The sequence below is a fragment of the Herbaspirillum lusitanum P6-12 genome (assembly GCF_000256565.1).
In the GTDB taxonomy this organism is placed as follows: Bacteria; Pseudomonadota; Gammaproteobacteria; order Burkholderiales; family Burkholderiaceae_D; genus Herbaspirillum; species Herbaspirillum lusitanum.
In genome coordinates this window covers 1-1910 of record NZ_AJHH01000806.1, presented here as the reverse complement: position 1 = coordinate 1910, position 1910 = coordinate 1, and the positions used below count along the sequence as shown (strand labels likewise).

Below are 1910 nucleotides of genomic sequence, written 5' to 3'. Positions count from 1 at the left end.
CAGCATATACATTAGCGCGCGCGCAACAATTCGAACGGGCCGGCGCCGCCATCGGGAATGAAGCCGACCGGCTTGGTCGCCGCGTCGCACACATAGATCCCCGAACCGCCGCGCACTTCCACCAGTCCCTGCACTTCCAGCGCGATGATCGCTTCGCCAGGCTGCGCTCGGAAGGCAGGCGTTCGCCGACCTTGAACTCGCCCTGCAGGATCAGATCTGCAATCTGCTCCGCCAGCCGCTGATACGAGCGCTCCGGCGCTGAAACTGGTTCCAACAATTCTGAACGCGCTGCTTTTTTAACTGCCTTTACTGCCGTATCCACATTTGCGGCTGATGATCGACTCTGACGATCTGCCATAAACACCCTCTTTTTTTACTTTAAATTGGTCTATCCACTGTATAGAAAAGCAGCGTTCAAAGCAAACAGTGGCTTACCAATTTCAGCGATACTCTCATTTTGGTCTAACCATGTCAACGATTATGCAGACCAATCTGTGGCTTAAAAACAAACGCCGGCGGGCGATCCCACTGACACCGGTATTGCAACAAGCAAATTGGAATGCCATAATCAATATTGGTTAGACCAAATTTATTTTTCACCCAGAACAGCGGGGCGCCCGGCACACACCGGACCGTTCCACACCGAGACAAGGAAATCGCATCCATGAAGATCCTCAGCGCCAAGGTCATCGTGACCTGCCCGGGCCGCAACTTCGTCACACTCAAAATAGAAACCGACCAGGGCATTTACGGTATTGGCGACGCCACCCTCAATGGACGCGAACTCGCGGTCAAATCCTATCTTGAAGACCACATCATTCCCTGCCTGATCGGTCGCGATGCCTCGCGCATCGAAGACACCTGGCAATACCTGTATCGCGGCGGCTACTGGCGCTGCGGCCCGGTCACCATGACCGCGATCGCCGCCGTCGACATGGCGCTGTGGGACATCAAGGGCAAGGCCGCCAACCTGCCGGTCTACCAGCTGCTGGGCGGCAAGAGCCGCGACGCCGTGATGGTCTACGGCCACGCCAACGGCCGCGACCATGCCGAGGCGCTGGACGCCGTCGGCCACTACATCGACATGGGTTACAAGGCGATCCGCGTGCAGTCGGGCGTACCAGGGCTGGACAAGGCCTACGGCGTCGGCAAGGGCAACATGTACTACGAGCCGGCCGACAAGGGCCTGCCCGACGAAGAAATCTGGGACACGCCGCTGTACCTGCGCCACACGCCCGACCTGTTCGAGAAGGTGCGCGTCAAGTACGGCAGCGATCACCATCTGCTGCACGATTGCCATCATCGCCTCAAGCCGATCGAAGCAGCGCAGCTGGGCAAATCGCTGGAGCAGTTCAAGCTGTTCTGGATGGAAGACGCCACCCCGGCCGAGAATCAGGAAGCGTTCAAACTGATCCGCCAGCACACCACCACACCGCTGGCCGTGGGCGAGATCATGAGCTCGATCTGGGATTGCAAGGAGCTGATCCAGAACCAGCTGATCGACTACATCCGCACTACCGTGGTTCACGCCGGCGGCATCACGCATCTGCGCCGCATCGCCGATCTGGCCTCGCTGTACCAGGTGCATACCGGCTGCCACGGCGCCACCGATCTGTCGCCGGTGAGCATGGCGGCGGCGCTCAACTTCAATATGTGGGTGCCGAATTTCGGCATCCAGGAGTACATGCGCCACACGCCGGAAACCGACGCCGTGTTCCCGCACGGCTACTACTTCGACAAGGGTTACCTGGTGCTGCCGGATGCGCCGGGCCTGGGCGTGGACATCGACGAATCGGCTGCGCTCAAATTCCCGTATGAACGCGCCTATCTGCCGACCTGCCGCCTGCGCGACGGCACGGTGTGGAACTGGTAAGCACGGTTCGCTCCCTGCAATGCCGCACGCCGTGCGT

1 protein-coding gene and 1 pseudogene are annotated in these 1910 nt (G+C 59.6%); one reads left to right on the top strand and one right to left on the bottom strand.

The genetic code is table 11. The features are described 5' to 3' along the window. Window positions 1-14 precede the first annotated feature (14 nt). Window positions 15-358, bottom strand: a pseudogene (locus HLUSI_RS32140) (GntR family transcriptional regulator); the annotation flags it as partial. 306 nt (window positions 359-664) lie between these two features. On the opposite strand from HLUSI_RS32140, the gene manD reads away from it, so the two are divergent. Next, window positions 665-1873, top strand: coding sequence for a D-mannonate dehydratase ManD (gene manD, locus HLUSI_RS0125815; protein ID WP_016836673.1), 1209 nt, complete (start codon window positions 665-667; stop codon window positions 1871-1873). Window positions 1874-1910: the final 37 nt, after the last annotated feature.

Bases quoted from the DNA above. Each gene is read 5' to 3' on its own strand.
- manD (WP_016836673.1), top strand. From the start codon at position 665: ATGAAGATCCTCAGCGCCAAGGTCATCGTGACCTGCCCGGGCCGCAAC.